The organism is Falsiroseomonas sp. HW251, assembly GCF_050563545.1.
Taxonomy (GTDB): domain Bacteria; phylum Pseudomonadota; class Alphaproteobacteria; order Acetobacterales; family Acetobacteraceae; genus Falsiroseomonas.
Map to the genome: position 1 here is coordinate 124,404 of NZ_JBNXUM010000016.1, position 24,121 is coordinate 148,524.

Here is a 24,121-nt window from a genome sequence, read left to right on the forward strand (position 1 = left end):
GCCCGCGGCACGACAACTGTGGCGCGTGAGCCTTTCCCTGGCGCGTGCCGAACGGCCGGGCGTCGCCGCGTCGCTACGCGGGGCGGCGGAGGCGATGCTCGCCCGGCAGCATGGCCGCTTCGCGCCCTGGCTCGCGGTGGCGCTTGGCGCTGGGGTGCTCTGCTATTTCGAGCGGGCGACGGAGCCGGGCTGGCAGGCCCTGTGGCTGGTGCCTGGGCTGATTGCGCTGGCGCTGTGGCTGGGTCGGCGGGTGCCGCTGGTGGGCTGGGCGGTCGGCATGGCTACGGCGGGGCTGCTGGGCTTCGGCGTCGCGTCTTGGCAGGCGGCGGGGCTGCCCGCCCCGCTTGACCTGCCGCGCGGCGCGGTCGGGCTCTCCGGCACGGTCACGGCGGTGGAGGCGCTGCCAGAGAGCCGGCGCGTGACGCTGGAGGGCGTGCGGCTCAACGGTGGCGATGCGCTGCCGCGCGCGATCCGGCTGCGGCTGCGCGCGAGCGATGCGGCCCGGCCGGAACCTGGCGACACGATCGCCGTCCGCGCCCTGCTGCGCGAACCGCCGCCGCCCGTCGCGCCAGGCGCCTGGGACTTCCAGCGTGCCGCCTTCTTCAGCGGGCTCGGCGGGTCGGGCACGGCGATCGCGCCGGTGGTCGTGACGCAGGGCGAGGAGCGGCCCTTCTTCGCCTGGCTGCGCACGATTCTGGAGACGCGGATCGAGGCGGCGATCCCCGGCGGCGCCGGCGCGGTGGCCGCGGCGCTGCTGACGGGATCCCAGGCCGCGATACCGCCGGCCGAGATCGCGGCGATGCGCGACAGCGGACTCGCGCATCTGCTCTCGGTCTCCGGGCTGCACATGGCGATCGTCATCGGCGTGGTCTTCGCGGTGCTGCGGCTGGCCATCGCGCTGGTGCCTTGGGTCGCGCTCCGCATCCCGGGCAAGGCGATCGCCGCGGTCGGCGGGCTGGCCGCGGGAATCGGCTACACGCTGCTGACGGGATCGCAGGTGCCGATGCAGCGCTGCCTGGTGATGGCCGGGCTGGTGACGCTGGCCCTCGTCGCGGGGCGGCGGGCGCTGACCCTGCGGTCCATTGCGCTGGCGGCGGCGGTGGTGCTGCTGGCCGCCCCCGCCGAACTGCTCGGACCCTCCTTCCAGATGAGCTTCGCGGCTGTGCTGGCGCTGATCGCGGGGCATGAGGCGCTGAAGGACCGCTTGTCGGCCCTGCGGCTTGGAGGCGGGTGGCGACGCCGGGTGGCGCTGGCGGTGATCGGGCTCGCCCTGACCTCGGCGCTGGCCGGCGCGGCGACGGCGCCTTTTGGCCTGCACCATTTCGGGCGGCTCCAGATCTATGGCGTTGCGGCCAATGCGGTCGCGGTGCCGCTGACCTCCTTCCTGGTCATGCCGGCGGGGATGGTCGCGCTCGCGCTGATGCCGTTCGGGCTGGAGGCGCCGGCGCTCTGGGCCATGGGGCAGGGGGTGGAGGCGATGCTGGCGGTGGCACGCGTCGTCGCGGCCTGGCCCGAGGCCTCGCCGGTGCTGCCGCCGATCCCGGGGCCGGCGCTCGCGGTCGCGGCCTTCGGCTTCTGCTGGCTCGCCCTGTGGCGGGGAGGGCTGCGCCTGGCAGGCGTGCCGGTCCTGGCCGGCGCGCTCGCGGCGGGCCTGGCGCAGGCGCCGCCCGACCTCCTGGTTAGCCCGGATGCGCGGCTGGTGGCGCTGCGCACCTCGGATGGCGTGTTCGTGCAGGAGCTGGCCGGCGCAAGCGCCTTCGCGAAGGAGGCGATGCTGCGCCGGATGAGCGCGGGGACATCCAGGCCCCTGCCGCTTTCGGGCGAGGTTGCGGGGGGCGCCTTGGCCTGCACCGACACGGCCTGCCGCTTCCGCCCGCGGGACGGCGCGGAGGCGGTGCTGCTGCGGACTGCGCCGGTCCCGCGTGGCCAGCGCGCGGCACCGCCGGAGCCGGAGGCGCTGCGCGCGGCTTGCGGCACGGCGGGGCTGATCATCTCGGCCGAGCCGATCCGACCGCGCTGCGGATCGGGCGAGAGCATCGACCGCTTCACGGTCTGGCGCGGCGGGGCACAGGCCGCCTGGCTCGGGCAGGCGGTGCGGGTGGTCGCCGACCGCGACTGGCGCGGCGATCGGCCCTGGGTGCCGGCGCGACCGCTGCCGGGGCAGCCGGATTCGCTGCCGGTCGCACCCCGCGACGGCGGGTAATACTCTGTCAACCTGGGTTGTGCCTATCCTTGGGCCTGCAACCAAGGAGGGGTGCCATGGCCCTGGGCTACACCATGCTGCTGACGGATGCCGGCTGGATGGCGGCCGGCGCCTTCGTCTCGCTCGGCGTGCTCGCGCTGGCGCAGCGCTGGCACAGCTGGCGCGCGGAGCGGGCAACGGGCGAGTGGGATCCGTACTGAGGGGTGTTGCCTGGCGGCAGCCGGGGCGCCCGGTCCGCGAGGGGCTCCTTGCCCAGCTCTCCCCCGCGAGCAGGGGAGGGCTGGAGAGGTAGGTCAGTACTTCCTGAGAAGCCCGACCAGGCGGCCCTGAACCCGGACCCGGTCGGGGCCGAAGATGCGGGTCTCGTAGGCGCGGTTGGCGGGCTCCAGCGCGACCGAGTTGCCGCGCTTGCGCAGGCGCTTGAGGGTGACCTCGGCCTCATCCACCAGCGCAACCACGATCGCGCCGTTCTCCGCGATGTCGCCGCGGCGGATGATGACGGTATCGCCGTCCAGGATCCCGGCCTCCATCATCGAATCGCCCGCGACTTCAAGAGCGTAGTGCTCGCCGCCGGCAAGCATCGCGGCCGGGACCTCGACGCTCGAGCCGTTGTCGCGCAGCGCCTCGATCGGTAGGCCGGCAGCGATCCGGCCATAGAGTGGCAGGTGGACGGCCGGGGCCTCGTTGGCGGGCTTCGGCACGCCGGACAAATTCGCCGCGAAGTTCCCGCGGATGACGTTCGGGGCAAAGGCCGGGGCCGCGGCGGGCGCCGGCGGGGCAGCGGCAGCCTGGGCCATGCGGGGCGCGACGTTATCGGGCAGCCGGATGACCTCCAGCGCGCGGGCCCGGTGAGCGCGGCGCTTGAGGAAGCCGCGCTCCTCCAGAGCCGTGATCAGCCGGTGAATGCCGGACTTGGACTTGAGGCGCAGGGCCTCCTTCATCTCCTCGAAGGAGGGAGAGAAACCGGTATCTCGGAGATGCCGGTCGATGAACATCAGCAGCTCGTGCTGCTTCCGCGTGAGCATGAAGCCTCCCGTCCTCGCACCCCGGCTCGCCCCGGCCACCGGCCTCGGCGAACAAACGGGGAATCAGCGTGGATGTTCTAGGTAGGTTCTCCGCGTCGCGTCAAATCTTTTCCACAGGAGTTTTTCCGCAGCCGGTCAGATTCCGAGCTGGCCGAGGGAAATCGCCTCGACCTCGGCGCCTTCCGGGGCGGCGGGCGCATGAGGCGGGCGCAGGATCAGCGCCTCGGCCCGCGCCAGGGTCTTCAACATGGAACTGTCCTGGACGGGGAAGGGCGTCGCGACGGGACGGCCGTCGCGGTCGGTGCCGAGCGAGGCCCGCAGATGGTCGAAACGCCTGTCGTTCTCGGGCAGTGGCGCGCCGGCGCGGACCAGCAGCGTCGCCGGCGGGGCGGCGGGCAGGCCCGACAGCATCGCGACGGACGGCAAGAGGAACTGCACCGCGCAGACCAGCGCCGAGACCGGGTTCCCCGGCAGCCCCAGAACCGGCGTGCGGCCGAGCCGCCCCCAGATCAGCGGCTTGCCCGGCCGCATCGCGATCTTCCAGAAATCGAGCGCGAAGCCTTCCGGCCCGAGCGCCTTCTGCACGAGGTCGTGCTCGCCGACGCTCGCGCCGCCCGTGGTGACCAGCATGTCGCAGGACCGGGCGGAGGCGGCGGCGGCCGCGATGGCGTCGCGGTCGTCCGGGGCGATCGGCAGCACGATGGGGTCGCCGCCGGCGGCCCGGATCACGGCCGCCAGCGCATGGGCGTTGGAGCTGACGATGCCGCCGGGGGGGATCGGCTCGCCGGGCAGTGCGATCTCGTCGCCGGTGGCCAGGATGCCGATGCGCGGCTTGCGGTGGACCGTGACCCAGGGATGGTTCGCCGCCGCGGCCAAGCCGACGTCGCGGGCCGTCAGGCGCCGCCCGGCCGGCAGCAATTCCTCGCCCTCGGCGAAGTCGAGCCCGCGCCGGCGGATCCAGCGGTTCGGCTTCACCGCTTCCTTCACCAGGACGGTGCCGGCGGTCTCCTCGGCATCCTCCTGCAGCAGGATGCCGTCGGCGCCGGCGGGGACGAAGCCGCCGGTGAAGATGCGTACGGCCTGGCCGGGGCCAACCTCTCCCGCGAAGGGGTGGCCGGCCGGCGCGGCGCCGATGAGCTTGAGCCTCGCGCCCTCGGTCGCCTCCGCGGCGCGCATGGCGTAGCCGTCCATCGCCGAGACATCGGCCGGCGGCTGTGTCAGCCGGGCGGGCACCGGCCTGGCCAGCACCCGGTTCCAGGCCTCGGGCAGCGGGACGGTCTCGGCGGTGGTGGGGGTCAGGGCCTCCAGGATGCGGCCGCGGGCCTCTTCCAGCGAGATCATCACGCCGCCTCGTAAACGCCCGATTTTCCGCCGGATTTGTGCACCAGCCGGACGTCCTCGATGCGCATGGCGCGGTCGGCGGCCTTGCACATGTCGTAGACCGTGAGCGCGGCGACGGTGACGGCGGTCAGCGCCTCCATCTCGACGCCGGTCTGGCCGGTGACCTTGACAGTCGCCTCGATCTCGACCGCGTCCGGGGCGGCCGGCGTCAGGTCCACGCTGACCTTGGCCAGCATCAGCGGATGGCAGAGCGGGATGAGGTCCGAGGTCCGCTTCGCCGCCATGATCCCGGCGAGGCGCGCGACGCCGAGCACGTCGCCCTTGCCGACCTGGCCGGAGGTGATGAGGGCGAGCGTATCCGGCGCCATGACGATGCGGCCGCGGGCTATGGCGGTGCGGGCCGTCTCGGCCTTGGCGGAGACATCCACCATGGCGGCCCGGCCGGCTTCGTCGAAATGGGTGAGCTTGGTGGTCATGCCCCGCAGCTTAGGCCCTCCCCCGCTTGCGGGGGAGGGAAGGTTTGGGACAGGGAAGGTCCGCGCTCAGTTCGGGATGGCGTGGATCAGCTCGCCCGCGGCCGCGGTCACGTCGGGCTGGCGCAGCAGGTGCTCGCCGATCAGCAGGCAGCGCGCGCCGGCCTTGCACATGCGGCGCACATCCCCGGGGGTGCGGATGCCGCTCTCGGCCACCGGGATGCGGTCGGCGGGGATCAGCGGGACCAGTTCCTCCGACGTCGAAAGGTCGGTCGCCAGGGTCTTGAGGTTGCGGTTGTTCACGCCGATCAGCCGCGTCTCCAGCCCCAGCGCGCGATCCAGCTCCCGCCGGTCATGCACCTCGGCCAGCACCGCCATGTCGAGCGAGCGGGCGATGTCCTCCAGCTCCTCGGCCTGGGCGTCGGACAGCGCGGCCATGATCAGCAGGATGCAATCGGCGCCCATCGCCCGCGCCTCGAAGACCTGCCAGGGATGGACCATGAAGTCCTTGCGCAGCACCGGCAGCGCGCAGGCCGCGCGCGCGGCGACGAGGTCGTCGATCGAGCCGCCGAAATAGGGTCCGTCGGTCAGCACCGACAGGCAGGCCGCGCCGGCTTCCTCATAGGCCTTCGCGATCTCGACGGGTTTGAAGGGGTCGCGGATCAGCCCGCCGGAGGGGCTGGCGCGCTTGATCTCGGCAATCAGCCCGACCCGGCCATCGGCGACCGCGGCACAGAGCGCGCCGGTGAAGTCGCGGGTCGCCGGGGCGTAGCGCGCCTTGCGCTCGATCTCGCCGATCGAGGTGTTCGCGGAACGCTCCCGCACCTCCTCGTACTTGTCGGCGAGGATGCGGGAGAGGGTGTCGGAGACCAGGGTGGCGGGGGCGTTCATGCGGCGGCTCCGGGAAGCGGAGGCTCGGGAGGGGGTGGCGTGGCGGCGGCGCGCAGCTTGCGCAGCACGTCCAACGCGGCGCCCCCATCCAGGCTCCGCGCGGCCAGCGCAACCCCGTCCCGCAGCGTGGCAGCCTTGCCCGCGACGACGAGCGCCGCGGCGGCATTCAGCAGCACGCAGTCGCGATAGGCGCCGGGCGCGCCGTCCAGCAGGGCCTGCAGCGCGGCCGCGTTCTCCGCGGGGTCGCCGCCCTTCAGCGCCTCGGCCGGGGCGCGGGCAAGGCCGGCTTCCTCCGGCGTGACCTCGAAGGACCGCAGCGCGCCGTTCTTCAGTTCGACCACCTGGGAGGGGCCGGCGAGCGTCAGTTCATCGAGGCCCTGGCCATGCACCAGCCAGGCGCGCTCGGTTCCGAGGCGGGCCAGTGTCTCGGCCATCGGGCGCAGCCACTCCGCGCTGAAGGCGCCGGTCATCTGGCGCTTCACCCGGGCGGGATTCGCGAGCGGGCCCAGCAGATTGAAGATCGTCCTGGTGCCGAGTTCCATCCGCGGGCCGGCCGCATGGCGAAGCGCCGAGTGATGCCGCGGCGCCATCAGGAAGCACATGCCGGCTTCCTCCAGGATCGCCGGCAGCCGGTCGAGCGGCGTCTCCATCACGGGGATTCCGAGGGCGGAGAGCGCATCGGCGGCGCCGGATCTGGACGAGAGCGCGCGGTTGCCGTGTTTGGCGACCTTCACCCCGGCGCCGGCGGTGACCAACGCGGCGGCGGTGGAGATGTTGAGCGTCCCGGCGGCATCGCCGCCGGTCCCCACGATGTCCATAGCGTCCGGGGGCGCCTCCACCGCGATCATCCGGGCGCGCATGGCGCGGACGGCGCCGGTCATCTCCGGCACGGTCTCGCCGCGCACGCGCATGGCCATGAGAAGGCCGGCGATCTGCGCCGGCGTCGCCTCGCCAGCCATGATCATGCCGAAGGCGGCCTCCGCCTCGCTCTCCGCGAGGCGTTCGCCGGCGGCGAGCCGCGCGAGGACGGATTTCATGTCAGGCGGCGGCGTCGCGCGGGAGGCGCGCGGGATCGGCGTCGCGCCGGAGGCGCGCGGAATCATCGTTCCGCCCAGCGCGCACGCCGGCGAGCGAGAGGAAGTTCCGCAGCATGTCGTGGCCGTGCTCGGACGCGATGCTTTCGGGGTGGAACTGCACGCCCCAGACCGGGAGGTCGCGATGCGCCATCCCCATGACCAGGCCGTCCGACGTCCGGGCGGTCGGGACCAGCACCTCCGGCAGGTCAGCCACCACCAGGGAATGGTAGCGCGTGGCCCGGAAGGGCGAGGGCAGCCCGGCGAAGATGTCCGTCCCGGAATGCGTGACGTCCCAGACCTTGCCATGCACCGGGACCGGCGCGCGCACGACCTTGCCGCCGAACGCCTGGCCGATAGCCTGGTGGCCGAGGCAGACGCCGAGCAGCGGCAGGCGGCGCGCCGCTGCGGCGGCGATCAGGCCCAGGCAGATGCCGGCCTCATTCGGCGTGCAGGGGCCGGGCGAGAGCACCACGGCCTCGGGCTCGAGGGCGAGGGCCTGCTCCACGCTCAGCGCGTCGTTGCGCCGCACTTCCACCACCGCCCCAAGATCGCCGAGGAAGTGATAGAGATTGAACGTGAAGCTGTCGTAGTTGTCGATCAGAAGGATCATGCGGCGGGATCGTCGTCCCGCCGGTGACGGGAATCAAGGGTATCGGCGGGGACGCGCCCGTTGCCCGGCCCTGGTCAGGGCGACTTGCCGAGGACCACAGGGCTGTCGGCGTTGCCGGCCTCGAAGGCAACCCAGACCGTGTCGCCGATGCGGTAGCCGCTGCCGATCGTGTTGCCCGGTGGCAGGCTCGCCATGGCCCAACTCTGGGCCATGCCGACCGTCGGCACGTTGACCATGACGCGCCCGCGCCCGCCGGGATCGGCGGTGTTCACGACGGTGCCGCGATAGACGCCGGGAAAGGTTGGCATGGTGAGCCCTCTGGCTGGTCCGGCCGGCACAGGAAAGCATGGCGGCCCGGCGGACGTCCAATCCGGGGTGGCGGACTCCCGGGGCATGGCGTGGCGTGCAAGGCTCCGGCTTCACATCGCCCGAGGATCCACAGCATGACCGACGGCCTGCCGCGTCCATCCACCCTGTCGCCGCGTGTCGCCGCGGCTCTGGCCGGCGTGTCCGGCATCGTGGTCACGCCCTTCGACGCCGAGGACCGGCCGGCGCCGGACCGCCTGGCGCCGATCGTCGCGCGCGCGCTGGCGGCCGGAATCGGGGCTTTGACGGTGAACGGCAACACCTCGGAGTTCTACGGGCTGTCGCTGGAGGAGGCGCGGCGGATGCAGGCCGCGGTGCCGGCGATGGTCGGCGGCCGCGCCGTGGTGGTGGCCGGCGTCGGCCGTTCGGTCGGAGAGGCCGCGGCGCTGGCGCAGGCGGCGAAGGCGGATGGCTGCGACGCCATCATGATCCACCAGCCGCCTGATCCCTTCCGCGCGCCGCGCGGCGTCGCGGCCTATGTCGCGCGGGTGGCGGACGCCGCGGGCGGGCTGCCGGTGCTGCTGTATCTCCGCGACGACGGCGGCGGGCCCGACGCCATCGCCGCATTGTGCGCCGTGCCCGGCGTGGTCGGCGTGAAATGGGCGACGCCGAACCTGATGAACTTGGCCGCGGCGCGGCGGGCGCATCCGCACCTCCATTGGATCTGCGGCCTGGCGGAACCCTGGGCGCCGCCGATGACGGCGCTCGGCGCGCGGGGCTTCACCTCCGGCGTCATCAATGTCGCGCCGCACCTTTCGATGCGCGTTCTGCGAGCGCTTCAGGCGGGCGACATGGAGGCGGCAGGCGCGGCCATTGCGGTGATCGAGCCCTTCGAGAAGCTGCGCGCGGCGGAGGGCAACGGCGCGAACGTGTCGGTGGTGAAGGCCGCGCTGGCGCTGATCGGCGACGAGGTCGGCGCGGCCCGCCCGCCGGCGGCCTGGCCGCTCGGCGACGCCGCGGTGGCGGCGCTGAAGGACGTGATCGCGACCTGGCCGAAGGCATAGCGGAGCTGCCGGGCCTCTTCTCCCTCCCCGTCGTTGCAGGGGAGGGTGGGGAGGGGGCCAGACACCCGTCGAAGTAAGGAAGGAACCGTCCCGATGCGAAGGCTCTCCCTCATCCTCGTCGCGCTGGCGCTGACGGTGCCGGCGCTCGCCGCCGACCTGCCCGACCGCCCGATTCGCCTGATCATCCCCGCCCCGCCCGGCGGCACGAGCGACATCATGGCGCGCGTGCTGTCCGAGGCCGCTGCGCCCTTCCTGCCGCGCGGCGCGGTGGTCGAGAACCGCGCCGGCGCCGGCGGCAACATCGCCGCCGCCGAAGTCGCCCGCGCGCCTGCGGACGGCACGGTCCTGCTGCAATGCTCTTTTGGCCCCTGCGGCGCGAACCCCGCGCTCTACGCGAACCCGGGCTACGACATCCTGCGCGACTTCGCGCCCGTGATCCTGACGGGCGCGGTCCGTAACGTGATGTCGGTTCGGACCAACCTGCCCGCGCGCAACGTGCAGGAACTGCTGCAACTCGCCCGCAGTACGCCCGGCGGGCTGACCTATGGCTCCTCGGGTGTCGGCGCGTCGAACCACCTGGGGCCGGAGCTTCTGCGGTCGCTCACGGGCGTCGAGATGCAGCACGTGCCCTATCGCGGCAGCGGGCCGGCGACCACCGACCTGATCGCCGGGCGCATCGACGTCTTCTTCGATAACCTCCCGTCCATCCTGCCGCATATCCGCGCCGGCGCGGTGCGGCCGATGGCCGCCGTCAGCGAACAGCGCCTGCCGGAGCTGCCGGATCTCCCGACCTTCGCCGAGCAGGGCGTGCCTGGGATGGCGATCGACAGCTGGTTCGGCTTCCTCGCGCCCGCGCGGACGCCGCAGCCCGCCATCGCCGCGCTGAACGCCGCCTTCAACCGCGCGCTGGCCGAGCCCGCGGTGCGCGTGCGCCTGGTCGAGCTCGGCGTCGCCCCGCTCGGCGGCACGCCGGACGAGATGAACACCTACATGCGCGCCGAGGTCGCCCGCTGGGGCGAGGTGGTGCGCCGCCAAGGGATCCGTGCGGAATGAGCGCCTCGAAGATCATCGCGGTCCGCACGCTGCGCGTGCCGGAACGCGCGAATCTCTGCTGGGTCGAGATCGAGACCGCCGAGGGCCTGACCGGCCTCGGCGAGGCCTTCCGGGGTGCGGCGGCCGTCGAGGGGCAGATCCACGAGCTCGTCGCCCCATATCTGCTCGGCAAGGACGCCCGCGACATCGAGCGGCACCATCGTTGGCTGATGACGCCCTATGTCGGCTTCGGGTCTTCCTCGGCCGAGATGCGCGCGGCGTCCGCCGTTGATATCGCGCTGTGGGACCTCGCGGGGCAGCGGCTTGGCGTGCCGGTGCATGAGGCGCTGGGCGGGCTCTCGCGCGATCGAATCCGCGCCTACAACACCTGCGCGGGCTACGACTACAACTCGCGCCCGATCCGGCGCGAGGTGGGTGGGGCCGAGAATTCCGCCGGCCCCTATGACGACCAGATCGCCTTTATGCGCTCGGCCGACGAGCTCGCGCAGTCGCTGCTCGAGGAAGGCTACACCGCGATGAAGATCTGGCCCTTCGACGTCCATGCCGCGGCGTCGGGCGGGCAGGTCATCAACCTCGATGAGCTCAGGAAGGGGATGGAGCCCTTCGAGAAGATCCGCGCCGCCGTCGGCGACCGGATGGAGGTGATGGCTGAGCTCCATTCCATGTGGTCGCTGCCGGCGGCCGCGCGGATCTGCAACGCGCTGGCGCCGATCAGGCCCTTCTGGGTCGAGGACCCCATCCTGAAGATGGACGACGCGCTGAGCCTGGCGGAGCTGCGCCGCGCCGCGCCCGGCGTGCCGATCTGCGCGAGCGAGACGCTGGGCGGCAAGGTCGCCTTCCGCGACCTGCTCGTCGCCGGCGGAACGGACGTGGTGATGCTGGACCTCACGTGGTGCGGGGGCCTGACCGAGGCGCGCAAGATCGCCGCGATGGCGGAGGCCTGGGCGCGCCCGGTCGCGCCGCATGACTGCACGGGTCCGGTGACCCTGGTTGCGAGCTTGCATTTCGCCCTGCATGCGGCGACGGGGATCTTCCAGGAGGTGGTGCGCGCGACACTCGCGACCTGGTACCGCGACCTCGTCACCGTGCTGCCGACCCTCGAGAAGGGCTTCGTGCTGCCGATGGAAGGGCCTGGGCTAGGCACGGCTCTGCTGCCGGATGTGCGGAAGCGGGCGGCGGTGCGGGAGAGCCGGGCCTAGCAACCGTCGTCGGCACGCCGGCGTTCCTCCCCCTCCGGGAGGAAAGCTTTCGCGTGCGGCGACTGGATCTCGACGCGGTGCTCGGCCGCGTCGCGCCGGATCGCTTGTCGGTCCTGGCGCTTGGCTACCTGCTGTTGCCGCTGCTGGTCTTTCTCGGCGGCTTCCTGCGCTGGCCGTTGGGCGTCGGCATGGTCGCGCTGGCGTTGCTCGGTGCGGCCGCCAGCACGGGCTGGCGGGCTGCCTGGCCGCTCGGCACGCGAGCGACGCTGGCCTGCCTCCTGGGTGGCCTTTTCTGGGCCTTCGGGGCGACCGGGACGCACCACTTGCTCTATGCCGCGGTGGACTGGCAGATCCGGGACTCCGTCCTGGAAGACCTGGCCCGAGGCGGATGGCCGGTTTCCTACGTCATCGGCGACCTCGCCTGGCTGCTGCGCGCACCGCTCGGCTACTATCTCGTGCCCGCGCTGGCGGGGCCGTTGCTGGCGCGCGCGGCGCTCTTCGCCTGGACGGCGGCAGGGCTTGCGGTCGTGCTGCTGCTGCTCGCCGCGACCGCGCGCGATGCCGGCCTGACGCGGCGCGGCGCCGTGTGGCTGACGGCGATCTTCGTGTCCTTCGGCGGGCTCGACCTTCTTCCCAATCTTTGGCTCGACGCGCATGGCGCGGGGATCGCCAGCTACCTCGGCCGCGGCGGCGAGTGGTGGGCGCGGGACTTCCAGTATTCCGGCCATGCCACGCTGCTGCTCTGGGTGCCGAACCATGCGCTGCCCGGCTGGATCCCGGCGCTGCTGGCGGCGCGGCATGGGCGCACGCCGGGTTATGCGCGCCGGGCCGGGCTGGTCCTGGTGGCGGCGGCGAGCTGGGGGCCGCTGTCGGCCGTGGGCGCTGCCGTGGTCGCGGCGGCGGCAATCCTGGGCCGCGGCGGCGCCGGGCCGCCCGCCGCGCTGGGGGGATTACCGAACTGGTGCGCCGCGATCCTGGCGGTGCCGCTTGCGATGTTCCTGACCGCGGGTTCCGCCGCCATCCCGCATGGCTGGCTGGTGGCGCGGGAGGGCTGGGGGGCGATCGGCACCGTCGCGCTCTTCCTGCTGGTCGAGCTTGCCGTCGCGATCCCGCTGCTGCGGCTGATCCGGTGGTGGCTGCTGGTGCCGTCGCTGGTCCTTCTCGCCATCCTGCCGCTCTACGAGTTCGGGCCGGGCAACGAGATGACGATGCGCGGCGGGATCGCGCCGCTGACCTTGCTGGCGCTGGCGGCCGGCATCGCCTGGGCCAGCGTGCCGCGGGGAGGTTGGCGGTGGCTGCTCGGCGGCATCCTGCTGGTCGGCGCGCTCGGCCAGGCGATGGAGGCGTCCATCCTGATCAACCGCCCTTGGCCGGCGACCCAGGGCTGCACCCTGCCCGAGGCCGCGGCGCAATCCGTCTTCACCGACACCGACTGGTCGCACTACGTCGTGCCCTGGCCCGATGCGCGCCTCGTCCCGATCCTGGCCGAGCCCGCGGCGCGCGAGGTCGGCCCGGAGACCGTCTCCCGCTGCTGGCCGGATCAGCGCTGACCGGCTTGCCGGCGCCGCGCGGCGCGACCACGCTTCGCGCGATGAGCTTCCCGACCGTCTTCTCGCCCATCACCCTTGCCGGGCGCATCCTGCCGAACCGCATCGGCTTCGCCGCGCTGTCCACCCGCTTCAACGCGCCGGGCCGCGTGAGCGACCGGCTGATCGCGCATCTCGAGGCCCGCGCCCGGGGCGGCGCGGCGCTGGTGATCACGGAGGCGATGTCGGCCGCGCCCTCCGCCGCCACGCCCGTCCGCGTCGCCGCCTTCGAGGAGGATGCGCTGCCGGGCCTCTTGCGCCTGGCCGAGGCCGTCTCCCGCCACGGCTCGCTCCCCATCGGGCAGCTCTGGCACGGCGGATCGGCGCATCACGGGCCGCGCGGGCTCGATTCCGTCGGGGCCTCGGCCGTGCCGGACGGGATGTCCTGGACCGTCCCGCGCGTGCTCAGCCATGCCGAGATCGGGGGCCTGATCGAGGACTATGCCGACAGCGCGCGCCGGCTGCAGCGCGCGGGCTTCGCGGGTGTCGAGGTCTCAGCCGCGCATGGCTTCCTGCCGCTGCAGTTCCTCTCGCCCGTGACGAACCGCCGCGACGACCAGTGGGGCGGCGACGTCGCGGGTCGGAGCCGCTTCCTCCGCAACATCCTGCACGCGATCCGTGGGCGCTGCGGCGCCGGCTTCATCATCGGGCTGAAGCTGCCGGCCGACGACTACGTGCCGGGCTCGATCGGGCCGGAGGAGGCGGCGCGCCTGACCCGCGCCATCGTCGCCGACGCGGCGCCGGACTGGCTCTGCTTCAGCCAGGGCAGCCACGCCAATGGATGGGCGCTGCATCGCCACGCGCCGGACATGCACGAGCCCACCATGCCCTATCGCCACCTCTGGCGCGCGATGCGCGACGCCGCGGGCGGCGTGCCCATCGCCGCGATCGGCCGCATCCAGGCGCCGGAGCTGGCGGAAGAGGCGCTGGCCGCCGGCGATGCCGACCTGGTGATGCTGGCCCGGCCGCTGCTGGCGGATCCGAACTGGCCGGTCAAGGCGAAAGCCGGGAAGGCAGCGAGGATCGTGCCCTGCATCGGCTGCTCGGCCTGCTGGGGAGAGATCCACAAGGGGTCGCCGACGGGGTGCAGCGTGAACCCGCATGTCGGCACGCCACGCGACGGGATCCCGGCGACACGCGGCGCGACGCCGAAGCACATCGTCGTCATCGGCGCGGGCGTGGCGGGGCTGCAGGCCGCGGTCGGGGCCGCGGAGCGCGGGCATCGCGTGACGCTGTTGGGCCGGAGCCTGGGTGGCGGCGCGGCGCTGCATGCGAGGCTGCCGGGCTGCGGCGACATCGCGCGCGCGGTCGCGCAGCTCACCATGCGGGCGGATGAAGCGGGTGTCGCGATGCATCTCGGCCTGGACGCCACGGCCGAGGGGGTGATCGCCATGGCGGCCGACGCGGTCGTGGTCGCGACCGGCGCCGCCATGCCGCCGCCGGAGGGCCTGGACGATCCGACCGGCGCGGCGCTGGACGCCCGCAGCGCCGCGGCCATGCTGCTGGCGGGGCCGGCGCCCGGCGCGGGGCTTGCGCTGCTCCTGGACCTCGACGCCACGCCGGCGACCTACGACCTCGCGGAGTTGCTGGCGGCGCGTTACGAAAGGGTGCTGCTGGCGACCCCGCGCGACGCGATCGCACGCGACACGCCGCTGCTGGTCGCGCAGGGCATCCAGCGCCGCCTCGCAGCGTTGAGGGTCGAGATCATGCCATGCCGCGAGGTGACGGGCTTCGCGAATCGCCGCGCAACCCTGCGCCACGCGCTGACCGGCACGATCGAGACGGTCCAGGGCGTCGATCTCCTCGCCCATGCCTCGGCGCGCGTGCCGCGCGACTCGATGGTCGCGCCGCTGCGCGCGGCGGGGATCGAGTTGCGCGTCGTCGGCGATGCGCTGGCGCCGCGGCTGATGCTCTCGGCGCTTCGCGAAGGCCAGGCGGCCGTCGAGTCGCTGTGAGATTCCGGCAGCATCGCTGACTTTGTCGTCGTCGCGGAAAGCAACGAAGCGCCCGGATTCGGCCGCGATGATGACGCGCTCCCGGCACAGGAAAGCAGCAGTCTTCGTCAATGACTGGCGAAAGTCTGTGCGTGACGTCGTGGCGGCGTAACGCAACGCACCGAAACATGACGTGCCAAAGCATGACGCCGCATTTCGTGGCATGGCGTTGGCACAGAGTGCTACCATCTGGTCAAGAGGACGGCCGGGCAGGGGGACACGGAGGCGTGACCGGGCGCGGAAATCCCGCTGGTCATGCGACACGTTCCGTCGCCGCTCGCCTGGCTCTTAGGAGCGGCCGATGACGATGCTTGACGACGTCTTTTCCGGCTACGCACGCGACTACGACCGGCGCCGCGACGCCGAGATGTCTCTTCAAGAGTATCTGGAGGCCTGTCGGCGCGACGCCACGATGTTCGCCTCGGCGCCCGAGCGGATCCTCGCCGCGATCGGCGAGCCCGAGCTCGTGGACACGGCCAAGGATTCGCGGCTCGGGCGCATCTTCCTCAACCGCACGATCCGGCGCTATCCCGCCTTCGCCGAGTTCTACGGCATGGAGGAGACGATCGAGCGGATCGTCGGCTTCTTCCGCCACGCCGCGCAGGGGCTCGAGGAGCGCAAGCAGATCCTCTACCTGCTCGGCCCCGTCGGCGGCGGCAAGTCGTCCATGGCGGAGCGGCTGAAGGCGCTGATGGAGGTGATGCCGATCTATGTGCTGAAGGCGGGCGACGCGATCAGCCCGGTCTTCGAAAGCCCGCTCGGCCTGTTCGACCCCGAGAAGCACGGGGCGGTGATGGAGGATCGCTACGGCATCCCGCGCCGGCGGCTCGGCGGCTTCATGAGCCCCTGGGCGCTGAAGCGGCTAGACGAGTATCGCGGCGACATCTCGCGCTTCAGCGTGATCCGGCTGAACCCGTCGCGGCTTCGCCAGATCGCGATCGCGAAAACCGAGCCCGGCGACGAGAACAACCAGGACATCTCCTCCCTCGTCGGCAAGGTAGACATCCGCAAGCTCGAGATGCACGCGCAGAACGACCCGGACGCCTACAGCTTCTCCGGCGGGCTCAACCGCGCGAACCAGGGCATGCTCGAGTTCGTCGAGATGTTCAAGGCGCCGATCAAGATGCTGCACCCCCTGCTGACCGCGACGCAGGAAGGCAGCTACATCGGCACGGAGAACATCGGCGCCATCCCCTTCCAGGGGATCATCATGGCGCATTCCAACGAGGCGGAGTGGCAGACCTTCCGGAACAACCGGAACAACGAGGCCTTCATCGACCGGATCTACGTCATCAAGGTGCCGTACTGCCTGCGCGTGACCGAGGAACAGAAGATCTACGAGAAGCTGGTGCGCGGGTCGGAGCTCGCCGCGGCGCCCATGGCGCCGGGCACGCTCGAGATGATGGCGCGCTTCTCCGTGCTGTCGCGGCTGAAGAAGCACGAGAACAGCAACCTCTTCTCCAAGCTGCGCGTCTACGACGGCGAGAGCCTGAAGGAGACCGACCCCCGCGCGCGGTCCTTGCAGGAATACCGCGACAACGCGGGCAACGACGAGGGCATGGACGGCATCTCGACGCGCTTCGCCTTCAAGGTGTTGGCGGCGACCTACAACCACGACACGTCGGAGGTCGCGGCCGATCCGGTCCACCTGATGTACGTCCTGGAACAGGCGATCCGGCGGGAGCAGTTCGGTGACGACACGGAGAAGCGCTACCTCGAATTCATCAAGGGGGAGCTAGCGCCGCGCTATGCCGAGTTCATCGGCAACGAGATCCAGAAGGCGTACCTCGAAAGCTACAGCGACTACGGCCAGAATCTCTTCGACCGCTACGTCGCCTATGCCGATGCCTGGATCGAGGACCTGGACTTCAAGGACCCCGACACCGGCCAGCTGCTGAACCGCGAGGCGCTGAACCAGGAGCTGACCAAGATCGAGAAGCCCGCGGGGATCGCCAACCCCAAGGACTTCCGCAACGAGGTCGTGAAGTTCTCGCTCCGGGCGCGGGCGGCCAATTCGGGGCGCAACCCCGCCTGGACCAGCTACGAGAAGATCCGCGACGTGATCGAAAAGCGGATGTTCAGCCAGGTCGAGGACCTGCTGCCCGTGATCTCCTTCGGCTCCAAGAAGGATCAGGACAGCGAGCGCAAGCACGACGAGTTCGTGCGGCGCATGACGAGCCGCGGCTACACCGAGCGGCAGGTGCGACGCCTTGTGGAGTGGTACATGCGCGTGAAGCAGTCGGGCTGAGGGGCGGCGGCCGGATGAAAGCAGGAGCCTGATGCAGATCGTCGATCGTCGGCTCAACCCCGGCGGCAAGTCCCTGGCGAACCGGCAACGCTTCCTCCGACGCGCGAAGGACATGGTGCGGGACGCCGTCCGCAACGCCGCGGGCGAGCGCAGCATGAAGGATATCGAGCGCGGCGGGGAGGTTTCGATCCCGGCGTCCGGGGTGAAGGAACCCCATTTCCGCCGCGCCCAGGGCGGCTTCCGTGAGCATGTGCTGCCCGGCAACAAGGAGTACCTGGAAGGCGACACCATTCCCCGTCCGCGCGGCGGCGGCGGTGGCGGCGGCAGCGAGGGCAGCCCGGACGGCGAGGGCGAGGACGCCTTCCGCTTCGCGCTGAGCCAGGAGGAATTCCTGGATCTCTTCCTGGAAGATCTCGAGCTGCCTGAACTCGCGAAGAAGCGCGTGGTGGAGGGCGACAGCTCCGGCGTGAAGCGTGCGGGTTATGCGACGCAGGGCTCGCCGGCAAACCTGGCGCTCGGGCGCACCATGCGCAACGCGCTGTCGCGGCGCCTGGCGCTGCGACGGCCGAAGCCCGAGGACATGGAGGATCTGGAGGAGCAGCTCCGCCACGCCGACCCGGACGAGGAGCAGGAGCTTCGCACGCGGATCGACCGCATGCGCGCGAAGACCGTCCGCATCCCCTACATCGACCCCATCGACGTCCGCTACCGCCAGTTCGAACCCTCGCCCAAGCCTATCGCGCGTGCCGTGATGTTCTGCCTGATGGACGTCTCGGGCTCCATGACGGAAGGCATGAAGGACCTGGCGAAGCGCTTCTATCTGCTGCTGCACCTCTTCCTTAAGCGCCGGTACAAGCATGTGGAGGTCGTATTCATCCGCCACACGCATGAGGCGAAGGAGGTGGACGAGGAGACCTTCTTCCGTTCCCCCGAGACCGGTGGCACCGTCGTCTCCACCGCCTTCGAGGAGATGCTGAAGGTGATGGAGGCCCGCTATTCGCCAGCGGACTGGAACATCTACGTCGCCCAGGCCTCGGACGGCGACAACACGACCGCGGACAACGACCGCACCGCGCATCTCGTGCTCGATCGCGTGCTGCCGAACTGCCAGTACTTCGCCTATCTCGAAGTGGGGCGGGAGGACGAGGGCGGACCGATCGGCTTCATGCCGCGCGAAACCGAGCTCTGGCGCACCTACGGCAAGCTGCGCGCGGCGGAGCCGCGGCTGGCGATGCGCAAGGTCAGGCACCGCAAGGACATCTACCCAGTCTTCCGCGACCTGTTCCGCAAGGGCGCGGTGGAAGCTGGAACGTCGTGAACGTCCTCCGCCGCCCAGCGCCTGGCCTGCTGTTCGAAGGCGCCGACTGGGACTTCGACACGCTGCGGCGCATCCATGATGCCTGCGGCGAGATCGCGACCGGCGAGCTCGGCCTGTCCACCTATCCCACCCGCATCGAGGTTATCAGCGCGGAGCAGATGCTCGACGCCTATGCCGCCAACGGCATGCCCGTGCTGTATCGCCACTGGTCCTTCGGCAAGCGCTTCGCGCGGCACGAGTCGCTGTACCGCAAGGGCTACCAGGGCCTGGCCTATGAGATCGTCATCAACTCCTCCCCCTGCCTCTGCTACGTCATGGAGGAGAACACCGCGACGATGCAGGCGCTGGTGATCGCGCATGCCGCCTACGGTCACAACCACTTCTTCAGGAACAACCACCTGTTCCTGGAATGGACCGACGCGCACGGGATCCTGGACTACCTGGAATTCGCGCGCAGCTACGTCATGCAGTGCGAGGACCGCTACGGGGAGGCCGCCGTGGAGCGCGTGCTCGATGCCGCGCACGCGCTGTCGCAGCAGGCGGTCTTTCGCGTCCCGCGGCGGCGCATGCCCGACCTCGCGAGCGAGGAGCGGCGGGAGCGCGAGCGGCGCCAGCACGAGGAACGTATCTACGACGACCTCTGGCGTACCATTCCCGGCCCGAAGAACGCGCCGGCCGCGAAGGCCGAGGAGGCGCGCCGCCGCGCGCTGTTGCAGCTCCCGCAGGAGAACATCCTTTATTTCCTTGAGAAATCGGCGCCGAAGCTGCGGTCCTGGCAGCGGGAGATCCTCCGCATCGTCCGCCACACCGAGCAGTACTTCTACCCGCAGCGCCAGACCAAGGTCATGAACGAGGGCTGCGCGACCTGGGTGCACCACCGCATCATGACGCGCCTGCACGACCAGGGGCGGCTGTCGGACGGGCAGTACCTGGAGTTCCTGCACAGCCACACCAACGTGGTGTTCCAGCCTGAATACGACGACCGGCGCTATTCCGGCATCAACCCCTATGCGCTGGGTTTCGCGATGATGGAGGACATCGCCCGCATCGCGACCGCGCCCGATGCCGAGGACCGCGAATGGTTCCCCGACATCGCCGGCGCCGGCGACGCCGAGGCCGTGCTGCGTGAGGCCTGGGCCAACCACCGCGACGACAGCTTCATCGCGCAATACCTCTCGCCGCGGCTGATGCGGAAGCTGCGCCTGTTCCACCTCGTCGACGACGAGCAGGAGGAGGAGCTGCAGGTCGGCGCCATCCATGACGAGCGCGGCTACCGCCGCGTCCGTCGCGCGCTGGCGCGGCAATACGATGTCGGCCACATCGACCCCGACATCCAGGTCGAGGACGTGGACCTCATGGGCGACCGGCGCCTGGTGCTGCACCACCGCGTGCTGGACCGGCAGCTGCTCGAGCCTGACGAGGCACGCGCCGTGCTGCAGCACCTGGCCGATCTCTGGGGCTATGGCGTTCTGATGCGGGAAGTGGACGCGGCGTCGGGCGCCGTGCTGCGGGAGCACCACGCCAGCGCACGGCCGGGGATCGTGGAGTAGTCCGCGCTACCGCCGCCAGACGCGGTCCAGCGGCATCAGGCGGTTGATCAGCAGCAGCAGCGCGATGGTCATCGCGATGAAGATGGTGCTGATCGCGTTGACCGTGTTCTCCAGGCTGAAGCTCGCCTCGGCATAGATCCGCACCGGCAGGGTCTGCATCCGCGCCGTCGTCAGGAAGGCCGTGACGGTGACCTCGCCGAAGGAATTCAGGAAGCCAATGACGCACGCCACGCCGATGCCGGGGCCGAGCTGGGGCAGGATCACGCGACGGAAGACACGCGCGGGCGGCGCGCCAAGACCACCGGCCGCTTCCTCCAGCGACCGGTCGAGCTGCGCGACGGAGGCCCTCAGCAGCATCAGCATGAAGGGCGCGATCAGCACGACATGCACCGCGAGAATGCCGAGGAAGGGCGGCACCAGGTTGAACCATTGCAGCAGCCGCAGCATGCCGAGACCGATCGCGATCCCCGGCAGGGCGAGCGGAAGCACATACAGCGCGCCCAGCGCCTCGCGGCCCCGGAAGGTGCCGCGCACCAGGGCGAAGGCGGCGGGCAGCGTGATCGACAGGGCGATCGCGACCGCGCAGAGCGCGAGCTGCAGGCTGGTCCAGGCATCTTCGAGGTAGCGGGGATTCTCGAAGACCATCGCGTACCATTTCAACGTGAAGCCCACGAATTGCGCCACGGTCGCCTGCGGGCTGTCGTTCACGCTGGCGCCGATGACGAGCAGCAGGGGGAAGATCAGCAGCGCGATCGCGATCCCGAGCAGCAAGCGCGACACGACCGGCGCCAGCGCCTCCGCCACTGCGACCAGGACGCGGCGTGGGGCAGGGGGCAGGCTGAAAGTGACCAGCGGCGCACGTCCCGCGATCCAGGGCGTCAGGGCGGCGATGACGCGGCCGATCAGGAAGGTCGCGAGCACACCCGCGCCCAGCATCAGCATCGCGAGCGCCGAGGCGATGGGGTAGTTCATGACCTCGATGCCTTCCTTCAGCACGATCATGCCGCTGACCAGTACCTTTCGCCCGCCAACGAGGGCCGCCGACACGTAGGATTCCGAGGCCAGCAGGAAGGTGATCACCAGGCCCGCGCGCAGGCCGGGCAGCGACAGCGGCAGCGTCACGCGCCAGAAGCGTGTCGCCGCGCCGGCGCCAAGGCTGGTCGCGGCTTCCTCGAGCCGCTTCTCCTGCCCTTCCAGCACGTCATAGAGCGCCAGCACCATGAAGGGCAGGAAGACCTGGGTCAGGGCGAGCCCCACGGCGAACCAGCCGAACAGCAGGTCCGGCCGCGGCAAGCCGAGTTCCACCGCCAGGGACGCGACAATGCCGCGTGGCGCCAGCAGCAGGATGATGCCGAGCGAGCGCACGACTACATTGGTCAGCAGTGGCACCAGTACGATCGCGAAGCCCAGCGGCTTCCAGCGCGGCGGCAGGCGCGTGAGCCAGAGCGCAAGCGGGTAGCCCAGCACCGCGCAGACCGTCGCGACGCAGACGCCGAGCAACAGCGTGTTGAAGAAGATGCGGCGGTAGAAATAGTCCGTGGCGAGCTCGGTGTACTGCTCGGCCGAGGGCACGAGCGAGATCGGGTCGAACATGCCCCCTGTCTGCTGGACCGACAGCAGTGCCACCGCGCCGAGCGGCGCAGCGAAGGCGGCGAGCAGCCAGAGGCCGTAGGGGAGGGCGAGGAGACCGGAGCGTTGGATCATTGCGCGCTTTTCCCTCATCCGCTGGCGGGGGAGGGACGGGGTGGGGTGCGGAAGATGAGGGCGCGCTGAACGAAGCACCCCCTCCCTGACCCTCCCCCGCTTGGGGGGAGGGGATGAGATCAGTCGGAGAGCTTTATCCCGCGATCTCGCGCGTGAAGCGGGACGACCAGCGCGGCTCGTTCTGCGCAACCACGGCCCAGTCGAAATCCACGAGCTTGCGCACCTGCTCCTCGCCCATCACCAGCTTGGCCGCGAGGTCGGGCGGCAGGGTCACGTTGTTGACCGTCGGGCTGTAGTAGATGCGCTCGGCATAGGCCTTCATGCATTCCGGCGACAGGTGCAGGTTCACCCAGGCCTCGGCCAGCGCCTGGTTGCGCGTGCCAGCCGTGATGCAGGCGACGTTCATCGCGACGACCTGGCCTTCGGCGGGATCGGCGATGACGATGTTGGGGTTGCGGCTTTCGGCGTACATGCGCGTGAAGCTGCCGAATTCGATGCTGGCGGCGCCGACGCCGCTGTCGAACATGCCATAGAGCTGGTCCTGGCTGCCCTGGATGGCGGCGAAGGGCTTGAGGCGCGCGATGTTGGCGAAGCCCGGATCGATGTTGGTCTCGCTGCCGCCGAAGATCTTGGCTGCCATCAGCAGCGCCGCGGTCCCCTGCGCGCCGGGATAGGTCGGCCAGATCACCTTGCCGCGAAGATCGTCGCGCCAGAAGTCCCGCCAGGACGTCATGGGCGCCGCCACGGCGCGCCGGTCGTAGACGATCGTGACGGGGTTGAAGGCAACGCCGTAGCCGCCCTGCCGCGCCAGCGCATAGAGGTTGGCGAAGTTCGGCACATTCGCGCTCGGCGCCTGCGTCACACCGTCGCGCACAGCCTGGCGGCTTTCGCTGATGTTGAGGTAGAGCACGTCGAAGGAAGGCCGGCCGCGCTCGGCATAGGCGCGGGCGCGGCGTTCCGGCGTGCCGCCCAGGACGTAGTTGACCTTCACGCCGTGCTGGCGCTCCAGCGGGTCGCCGCAGAACTCGCGCACGATGCGCTCCTGCGCGCCGCCCCAGACGCCGACGGTGAGCTCGTCGCCGCGCCTGATCTGCGCGACGGCATCCTTGCCCCAGATCGCCGGCGCGGCCAGCGCGGCGCCAAGCAGGGTGCGGCGGGTGGTGGTCATGCGGCTTCTCCTGGAGCGGTCTCGAATTCCTCGATCCAGCTTATCGCATCCGGCGGCGCGGCGAGGGTGACCTCGGCGCCGGGGGCGAAGGCGGGTTCGGCGGTCGGGCGGCGGACGCGCAGCCGGTGCGGGCCGAGCGCGACCTCGTAGTGGCAGGCATCGTCCAGCCGCGTCGCGGCCTCGACAAGGGCGGGGACCGCGAGCGGCATGTCGGTCGCGGTCCCGGCGGGGAGCAGGACCAGCCGCGCGGCGCGCAGGACCAGGTGCGTCGGGCGAGCCTCGCCCGCCAGCGGGATCGGAGGCAGCCCCGCGGCATGGAAGGCGCCGGATTCGGCGCGGCCCTCCAGCACGCTGCGCGCGCCGAGGAAGCGGGCGGTGAAGAGGTGGCGCGGCCGTTCCGTCAGCTCCGCCGGCGTCGCGCATTCCACGATCCGGCCGCGGTCCATCACCGCTACGCGGTCGGCCAGCGCCAGCGCTTCCTCCTGGTCATGGGTCACGAACAGCGTGGTGATGCCGGCGGCCGTGCGCAGGCGCGCGATCTCCTCGCGCATCTCGACGCGGAGTCCGGCATCGAGGTTGGACAGCGGCTCGTCCAGCAGCAGCAGTTCCGGCCGGATGACCAGGGCGCGCGCCAGCGCAACGCGCTGCTGCTGCCCACCCGACATGCGCGCGGGGTAGCGATCGGTCAGCGCGGCAAGCCCGACCATGGCCAGCGCGTCGGCGACGCGCTGCTCCCGCTCGGCGCGGGAGACGTTGCGCATCTCGAGCCCGAAGGCGACGTTGCCGGCGGCCGTCAGGTGCGGAAACAGCGCGTAGTTCTGGAACACCATGCCGATCTGGCGGCGGTGCGGCGGGTCGCGCTCCACCGCGCGGCCGCCGACCAGGATGCGGCCCTCATCGGGCGTGATGAAGCCCGCCACGAGCCTCAGCGTGGTCGTCTTGCCGCAGCCCGACGGGCCGAGCAGTGCGATGCATTCGCCGCGCGCGACGTCGAGAGAGACGCCGTCCACGGCAGCCTGGCCGCCATAGCGCTTGACCAGCGCGTCGATTCGAAGATGCGGATCCCGGGTCACCACGTCCCCTCACGCAAGCGGGATGCCAGAGCGGGATGGCCGGGAACCCCGGCCTCCGCGGGGCGAGATCCTGCCTCATGCCCAAAGTTTTCGCGACTGCCCGCTTTCGCAGCGATGGGGGGACAGGCTATGTCCGGTGCCCATGGCCCGGCGCGGGTCCGGCCGGCAGGGGACTGGCACACGCCTTGCAGAAACCGCGCGCGCGCCGCGCCGGGCGGCGCAACTGACGATGGGATGGA

20 protein-coding genes are annotated in these 24,121 nt (G+C 71.3%); 10 read left to right on the forward strand and 10 right to left on the reverse strand.

The features are described from left to right. The first annotated feature begins 25 nt into the window (after positions 1 to 25). Both ACLF3M_RS19790 and ACLF3M_RS19795 read left to right on the forward strand, forming a co-directional pair. Positions 26 to 2,203, forward strand: coding sequence for a ComEC/Rec2 family competence protein (locus ACLF3M_RS19790; protein ID WP_430658691.1), 2,178 nt, complete (start codon positions 26 to 28; stop codon positions 2,201 to 2,203). Between the two features lie 56 nt (positions 2,204 to 2,259). Beyond that, positions 2,260 to 2,403, forward strand: coding sequence for a hypothetical protein (locus ACLF3M_RS19795; protein ID WP_430658692.1), 144 nt, complete (start codon positions 2,260 to 2,262; stop codon positions 2,401 to 2,403). 93 nt (positions 2,404 to 2,496) lie between these two features. Here the strand turns inward: ACLF3M_RS19795 and lexA are convergent, their stop codons facing one another. The 7 genes from lexA to ACLF3M_RS19830 form a co-directional block, all read right to left on the reverse strand. Then, positions 2,497 to 3,228: a transcriptional repressor LexA gene (gene lexA, locus ACLF3M_RS19800; protein WP_430658693.1), complete on the reverse strand. Its 732-nt coding sequence runs from the start codon at positions 3,226 to 3,228 to the stop codon at positions 2,497 to 2,499. Positions 3,229 to 3,363: 135 nt separating this feature from the next. After that, positions 3,364 to 4,569, reverse strand: coding sequence for a molybdopterin molybdotransferase MoeA (locus tag ACLF3M_RS19805; protein ID WP_430658694.1), 1,206 nt, complete (start codon positions 4,567 to 4,569; stop codon positions 3,364 to 3,366). Further along, positions 4,569 to 5,045 (reverse strand): cyclic pyranopterin monophosphate synthase MoaC, encoded by a 477-nt coding sequence (gene moaC / locus ACLF3M_RS19810; RefSeq protein WP_430658695.1) that lies wholly within the window; start codon positions 5,043 to 5,045, stop codon positions 4,569 to 4,571. The genes ACLF3M_RS19805 and moaC overlap by 1 nt, the downstream gene beginning before the upstream one ends. A gap of 66 nt (positions 5,046 to 5,111) precedes the next feature. Beyond that, entirely contained in the window at positions 5,112 to 5,933 is an 822-nt protein-coding gene (gene trpC / locus ACLF3M_RS19815) for an indole-3-glycerol phosphate synthase TrpC (protein WP_430658696.1), read from the reverse strand. After that, positions 5,930 to 6,970, reverse strand: a complete 1,041-nt coding sequence (gene trpD, locus ACLF3M_RS19820) for an anthranilate phosphoribosyltransferase (protein ID WP_430658745.1) — start codon at positions 6,968 to 6,970, stop codon at positions 5,930 to 5,932. The genes trpC and trpD overlap by 4 nt, the downstream gene beginning before the upstream one ends. Before the next feature lies 1 nt (position 6,971). Next, the gene (locus ACLF3M_RS19825) at positions 6,972 to 7,619 is read right to left on the reverse strand and encodes an anthranilate synthase component II (protein ID WP_430658697.1); all 648 of its coding nucleotides are present in this window, start codon (positions 7,617 to 7,619) and stop codon (positions 6,972 to 6,974) included. A 74-nt stretch (positions 7,620 to 7,693) separates the two neighbouring features. Next, on the reverse strand, positions 7,694 to 7,927 hold the full coding sequence (locus ACLF3M_RS19830) for a phage baseplate assembly protein V (RefSeq protein WP_430658698.1): 234 nt from the start codon (positions 7,925 to 7,927) through the stop codon (positions 7,694 to 7,696). Between the two features lie 135 nt (positions 7,928 to 8,062). Here ACLF3M_RS19830 and ACLF3M_RS19835 point away from each other — a divergent pair, with 135 nt between their 5' ends. The 8 genes from ACLF3M_RS19835 to ACLF3M_RS19870 all read left to right on the forward strand — a co-directional run bounded on the left by ACLF3M_RS19835 (position 8,063) and on the right by ACLF3M_RS19870 (position 19,937). After that, positions 8,063 to 8,989, forward strand: a complete 927-nt coding sequence (locus ACLF3M_RS19835; protein WP_430658699.1) for a dihydrodipicolinate synthase family protein — start codon at positions 8,063 to 8,065, stop codon at positions 8,987 to 8,989. A gap of 93 nt (positions 8,990 to 9,082) precedes the next feature. Then, the gene (locus ACLF3M_RS19840) at positions 9,083 to 10,042 is read left to right on the forward strand and encodes a Bug family tripartite tricarboxylate transporter substrate binding protein (protein ID WP_430658700.1); all 960 of its coding nucleotides are present in this window, start codon (positions 9,083 to 9,085) and stop codon (positions 10,040 to 10,042) included. Beyond that, entirely contained in the window at positions 10,039 to 11,241 is a 1,203-nt protein-coding gene (locus ACLF3M_RS19845) for a mandelate racemase/muconate lactonizing enzyme family protein (RefSeq protein WP_430658701.1), read from the forward strand. The genes ACLF3M_RS19840 and ACLF3M_RS19845 overlap by 4 nt, the downstream gene beginning before the upstream one ends. 53 nt (positions 11,242 to 11,294) lie before the next feature. Then, on the forward strand, positions 11,295 to 12,791 hold the full coding sequence (locus ACLF3M_RS19850) for a hypothetical protein (RefSeq protein ID WP_430658702.1): 1,497 nt from the start codon (positions 11,295 to 11,297) through the stop codon (positions 12,789 to 12,791). 41 nt (positions 12,792 to 12,832) lie between these two features. After that, positions 12,833 to 14,782 (forward strand): FAD-dependent oxidoreductase, encoded by a 1,950-nt coding sequence (locus tag ACLF3M_RS19855; protein ID WP_430658703.1) that lies wholly within the window; start codon positions 12,833 to 12,835, stop codon positions 14,780 to 14,782. Positions 14,783 to 15,122: 340 nt separating this feature from the next. Beyond that, positions 15,123 to 17,069 (forward strand): PrkA family serine protein kinase, encoded by a 1,947-nt coding sequence (locus ACLF3M_RS19860; protein ID WP_430658704.1) that lies wholly within the window; start codon positions 15,123 to 15,125, stop codon positions 17,067 to 17,069. Positions 17,070 to 17,100: 31 nt separating this feature from the next. Further along, entirely contained in the window at positions 17,101 to 18,387 is a 1,287-nt protein-coding gene (locus ACLF3M_RS19865) for a YeaH/YhbH family protein (protein ID WP_430658705.1), read from the forward strand. Beyond that, a complete protein-coding gene (locus ACLF3M_RS19870; protein ID WP_430658706.1) occupies positions 18,384 to 19,937 on the forward strand; it encodes a SpoVR family protein in 1,554 nt (517 codons plus the stop codon). Before ACLF3M_RS19865 ends, ACLF3M_RS19870 begins: the two co-directional genes overlap by 4 nt. Positions 19,938 to 19,943: 6 nt before the next feature. Here ACLF3M_RS19870 and ACLF3M_RS19875 read toward each other — a convergent pair whose 3' ends face one another. The 3 genes from ACLF3M_RS19875 to ACLF3M_RS19885 all read right to left on the reverse strand — a co-directional run bounded on the left by ACLF3M_RS19875 (position 19,944) and on the right by ACLF3M_RS19885 (position 23,882). Beyond that, a complete protein-coding gene (locus ACLF3M_RS19875; protein WP_430658707.1) occupies positions 19,944 to 21,641 on the reverse strand; it encodes an ABC transporter permease in 1,698 nt (565 codons plus the stop codon). Between the two features lie 133 nt (positions 21,642 to 21,774). Further along, a complete protein-coding gene (locus ACLF3M_RS19880) occupies positions 21,775 to 22,809 on the reverse strand; it encodes an extracellular solute-binding protein (protein ID WP_430658708.1) in 1,035 nt (344 codons plus the stop codon). Continuing rightward, positions 22,806 to 23,882 (reverse strand): ABC transporter ATP-binding protein, encoded by a 1,077-nt coding sequence (locus ACLF3M_RS19885; RefSeq protein WP_430658709.1) that lies wholly within the window; start codon positions 23,880 to 23,882, stop codon positions 22,806 to 22,808. Before ACLF3M_RS19885 ends, ACLF3M_RS19880 begins: the two co-directional genes overlap by 4 nt. Positions 23,883 to 24,121: the final 239 nt, after the last annotated feature.